The 4,098-nt window shown below is 71.2% G+C and carries 5 protein-coding genes; 3 read left to right on the top strand and 2 right to left on the bottom strand.

The genetic code is table 11. The features are described from left to right. The coding region (locus Q0L54_RS10670; RefSeq protein ID WP_296667958.1) for an SOS response-associated peptidase family protein at positions 1-201 on the top strand (201 nt) is incomplete at its 5' end. A 107-nt stretch (positions 202-308) separates the two neighbouring features. Here the strand turns inward: Q0L54_RS10670 and glf are convergent. Both glf and Q0L54_RS10660 read right to left on the bottom strand, forming a co-directional pair. Next, on the bottom strand, positions 309-1,439 hold the full coding sequence (glf, locus tag Q0L54_RS10665; RefSeq protein WP_296667957.1) for a UDP-galactopyranose mutase: 1,131 nt from the start codon (positions 1,437-1,439) through the stop codon (positions 309-311). A gap of 19 nt (positions 1,440-1,458) precedes the next feature. After that, positions 1,459-2,304, bottom strand: a complete 846-nt coding sequence (locus tag Q0L54_RS10660; protein ID WP_296667956.1) for a biotin--[acetyl-CoA-carboxylase] ligase — start codon at positions 2,302-2,304, stop codon at positions 1,459-1,461. A gap of 47 nt (positions 2,305-2,351) precedes the next feature. Here Q0L54_RS10660 and Q0L54_RS10655 point away from each other — a divergent pair, with 47 nt between their 5' ends. Next, entirely contained in the window at positions 2,352-3,932 is a 1,581-nt protein-coding gene (locus Q0L54_RS10655; protein WP_296667954.1) for an acyl-CoA carboxylase subunit beta, read from the top strand. Further along, positions 3,929-4,098 (top strand): acyl-CoA carboxylase epsilon subunit (locus tag Q0L54_RS10650; RefSeq protein ID WP_296667959.1); only part of this gene is annotated, 170 nt, incomplete at its 3' end. The genes Q0L54_RS10655 and Q0L54_RS10650, both read left to right, overlap by 4 nt.

The raw sequence follows: 4,098 nt of genomic DNA, 5'->3' as shown, positions 1-4,098 counted from the left end.
GGCGAGATGCGGGACATCCACGACCGGCAGCCCGTGATGCTGGTGCCCGAGGAGGTGGACGTGTGGCTGGACCACGATGCGAGCAAGGACGACCTGTTGGCCGCCATCGCGGCGCCCGCGCCGGCGCTCACCTGGCACGAGGTCGGGCGCGCGGTGGGAAACGTGCGGAATCAGGGCGAGGAGCTGGTGCGGGCGGTCTGACGACAACCAGGTACCCGTGTGGCGCGCGAATCCGCCAGAACCGACCAAGGTCTACCCATTGCTGAGGGTGGGTTCGGGCGGCGGAGAATCGGGTGCGGTGGGGCTGGTCAGAGTTCGTTGTCGACCAGCGTCAGCGCCGAGGCGATCGCCATGTGCATGTCGAGGTACCGGTAGCTGCCGAGCCTGCCGCCGAAGTGCACGCCGTCCTCCCGGGCCGCGAGCTCCCGGTAGGCCCGCACCAGCGCGCGATCGCGGGGCGTGTTGATCGGGTAGTACGGCTCGTCGGCGCGCCCGGCGAACCGCGAGTACTCCCGGGCGATGATGCTGCGGTCCGTCGGGTGGTCACGCTCCGGATGGAAGTGGCGGAACTCGATGATGCGGGTGAAGTCCACGTCCTCGTCCGCGTAGTTCATGACGGGACAGCCCTGGAAGTCGCCGGTGGACACCACCTCGTACTCGAAGTCGATGGTGCGCCACCCGAGCGCGCCCTCGACGTCGTCGAAGTAGCGGTCGAGCGGCCCGGTGTAGACCACCGGCACCCGCCCGCGCGTCGACGCCTTCGACACTTCGGCGGCCGGATCCAGGAAGTCCACGCCCAGCCGCACCTCGATGCGCGGGTGGTCGACCATGCGCTCGAACCACGCGGTGTACCCGTCCACCGGCAGGCCCTCGTGGCGGTCGCTGAAGTAGCGATTGTCATACGTGTAGCGCACCGGCAGCCGCGAGATGATCGACGCCGGCAGCTCGGTGGGATCCGTCTGCCACTGCTTGGCCGTGTACTGCCTGATGAACGCCTCGTACAGCGGCCGGCCCACCAGGCTCACGCCCTGCTCGTCGAGGTTCGCCGGCTCCCGCCCGCCCAGTTCCGCCGCCTGCTCCCGGATCAGCGCCCGCGCCTCGTCGGGCGAGTACGCCGCACGGAAGAACTGGTTGATGGTGCCCAGGTTGATGGGCAGCGGGAACACCTCGCCACGATGCGTGGTGAACACCCGGTGCACGTACGGCGTGAAGCCGGTGAAGCGGGTGACGTAGTCCCACACGCGCTCGTTCGACGTGTGGAACAGGTGCGCGCCGTAGCGATGCACCTCGATGCCGGTGTCCGGGTCGGCATACGAGTAAGCGTTGCCGCCGATGTGACCGCGGCGGTCGACCACCAGCACCTCGAGCCCTCGGTCCGCCATCCGCTCCGCGACGGTGAGCCCGAAAAGGCCGGCGCCCACCACCACAAGATCGGTCATGCGTCGACGGTAACGCGGGTCAGCCGCGGCGCACGCGCACGTCGCCCGCGAGGACGATGCGCTCGTCGCCGGAGGCGGTACGCACCACCAGGGCGCCGCCGTCCGTGAGCGCCACCGCCCGGCCGGCGACCGGCGGGCCGTCCGGCACGTCGACCGCCACGTCCCACCCCAGCGTCGCGGTGACCCGCTCGATCTCGGCGCGGATATCGCCGCCGGACTGCCACTGAGCCACCGCGTCGCGCAGTTCGGCGGACAGCGCCCGCATGAGCGCCACGCGGTCGAGCCCCGTCGCGCCCAGCGTCGCGAGCGACGCCGCCTGCGGCACCGGCAGCTCGGACGGGGACTGCGAGACGTTGATGCCGATCCCGGCGACGATCGCATCGTGCCCCGGCACCGTCTCGCACAGGATCCCCACGGCCTTGCGCCACCGGCCCCATCCCGGAATGTCGCGCGCGCCGGCCTCCACCACCACGTCGTTGGGCCACTTGAGCCACGCGCCCACGCCGGAGCGCCGCAGCGCCCGCACGGCGGCGAGCCCCACCACCAGCGGCGCCCAGCCGTAGTCGGCGCGGTCCACCTGGTCGGGTCTCAGCAGGAACGATGCGGTGAGGGCCGCCCCGCGGGGCGTCACCCAGCCGCGCCCCGCGCGCCCGCGGCCGGCCGTCTGATGGTCCGTGACCAGGGCGGACAGGTGGGGCCACTCGGCGGCCTCCGTGCGCAGCAGGTCGAGCAGCCGGGTGTTCGTGGAGGGCGACTGCGGCAGGAGCACCACCCGCGACAGCGTCCCCGGCACCAGCGCGGCGAGGGCCTCCTCGACCAGCGGTCGGCGGGAGATCGCAATGTCATCGGCCCCTGGCGTGCTCACCGGGCTAGGCTATCGGGCAGTCCACACGAGGGAGAAACGTGTCACCCATGAGGCCCCCGAAGACCACCGCCGCGGCACTCGAGGAACTGCGCCGCAAGGTCGACGCCGCCGTCACCCTCCCCGAGGAGACGGCGAAGGAGAAGCAGCACGCGCGCGGCAAGAAGACCGCCCGCGAGCGCATCGAGCAGCTGCTCGACGAGGGGTCCTTCACCGAGCTCGACCGGCTCACGCGCCACCGGTCGCGCAACTTCGGCCTCGACCGCTCCCGGCCCTACGGCGACGGCGTGGTGACCGGCTACGGCACCATCGATGGCCGCCAGGTCGCCGTGTATTCGCAGGACTTCACCGTGTTCGGCGGATCGCTGGGCGAGGTGCACGGCCAGAAGATCACCAAGGTGCAGGACTTCGCCCTGCGCACGGGCGTGCCGCTGATCGGGATCTCCGACGGCGGCGGCGCGCGCATCCAGGAGGGCGTCGCGGCCCTCACGCAGTTCGCCGAGATCTTCCGCCGCAACGTCGCGGCCTCCGGAGTCATCCCGCAGATCTCGATCATCCTGGGCCCCTCCGCCGGGGGCGCGGTCTACTCCCCCGCGCTCACCGACTTCATCGTGATGGCGGACGGCACGTCGCAGATGTTCATCACCGGCCCGGACGTCATCAAGTCCGTCACGGGCGAGAGCGTCACCTTCGAGGAGCTGGGCGGCGGCCAGACCCACAACGCGAAGTCCGGCGTGGCTCACTACCTCGCCCACGACGAGGACGATGCGATCGAGTACGTCCAGCACCTGGTCCAGTTCCTGCCGCAGAACAACCTGTCCGACCCCCCGGTCTGGGAGGTGGAGGCGGACCTCGAGACCACGGACACGGACCTCGAGCTCGACAGCCTGGTCCCGGACTCGGACAACCAGCCGTACGACATGACCACGGTGATCCAGGCGATCGTCGACGACGGCGAGTTCCTCGAGGTTCAGCCACTGTTCGGGCCCAACGTGGTGGTGGGCTTCGGCCACGTCGAGGGCCACTCCGTGGGGCTGGTCGCGAACCAGCCGAAGCAGATGGCGGGCACGCTCGACATCAACGCCTCGGAGAAGGCGGCGCGGTTCGTGCGCACGTGCGATGCGTTCAACATCCCGATCATCACGCTGGTGGACGTGCCCGGCTTCCTGCCCGGCGTGAGCCAGGAGCACCAGGGCATCATCCGGCGCGGGGCGAAGCTCATCTTCGCGTACGCCGAGGCGACCGTGCCGCTGGTGACCATCATCACCCGGAAGGCCTACGGCGGCGCGTACATCGTCATGGCGTCGAAGCAGCTGGGCGCGGACGTCAACCTCGCGTGGCCCACCGCCCAGATCGCCGTGATGGGCGCCGGGGGCGCGGTCAACATCCTGCAGCGCCGCACGCTCGCGGACGTGGCCGCCAAGGGCGGCGACGTGGAGGCGGAGCGCCAGGCGTTGGTCGAGGACTACGAGGACCGCATCGTCAACCCGTACGACGCCGCGGACCGCGGCTACGTCGATGCCGTGATCGAGCCGTCCGAGACGCGCCGCGAGGTGGTCAAGGCGCTCCGGGCGTTGCGCACCAAGCGCGCCGCGCTCCCGCCCAAGAAGCACGGGAACATCCCGCTGTGAGCGAGGAGTCGCCGCTGGAGGCCGCCTCGGGGCTGCGCGTGGTGCGCGGCACCCCGGACGATGCGGAGCTCGCCGCCCTGGTGGCCGGCGTGGCGGCGATGGCCTCCGCGGCCGCCGCCGAAGACCCGGAGCCGGGCAGCCCGCGGTCCGCGTGGATGGACCGCTC

Source organism: Demequina sp. (genome assembly GCF_024642165.1).
Taxonomy (GTDB): Bacteria; Actinomycetota; Actinomycetes; order Actinomycetales; family Demequinaceae; genus Demequina.
Note: the sequence above shows the minus strand (reverse complement) of the source record. Positions and strands in the feature narration are given on the sequence as shown.

Excerpts from the sequence above, each read along its gene's own strand:
- glf (WP_296667957.1), bottom strand. The coding sequence starts at position 1,439 with ATGACCGATCTTGTGGTGGTGGGCGCCGGCCTTTTCGGGCTCACCGTC.
- Q0L54_RS10655 (WP_296667954.1), top strand. The coding sequence starts at position 2,352 with ATGAGGCCCCCGAAGACCACCGCCGCGGCACTCGAGGAACTGCGCCGC.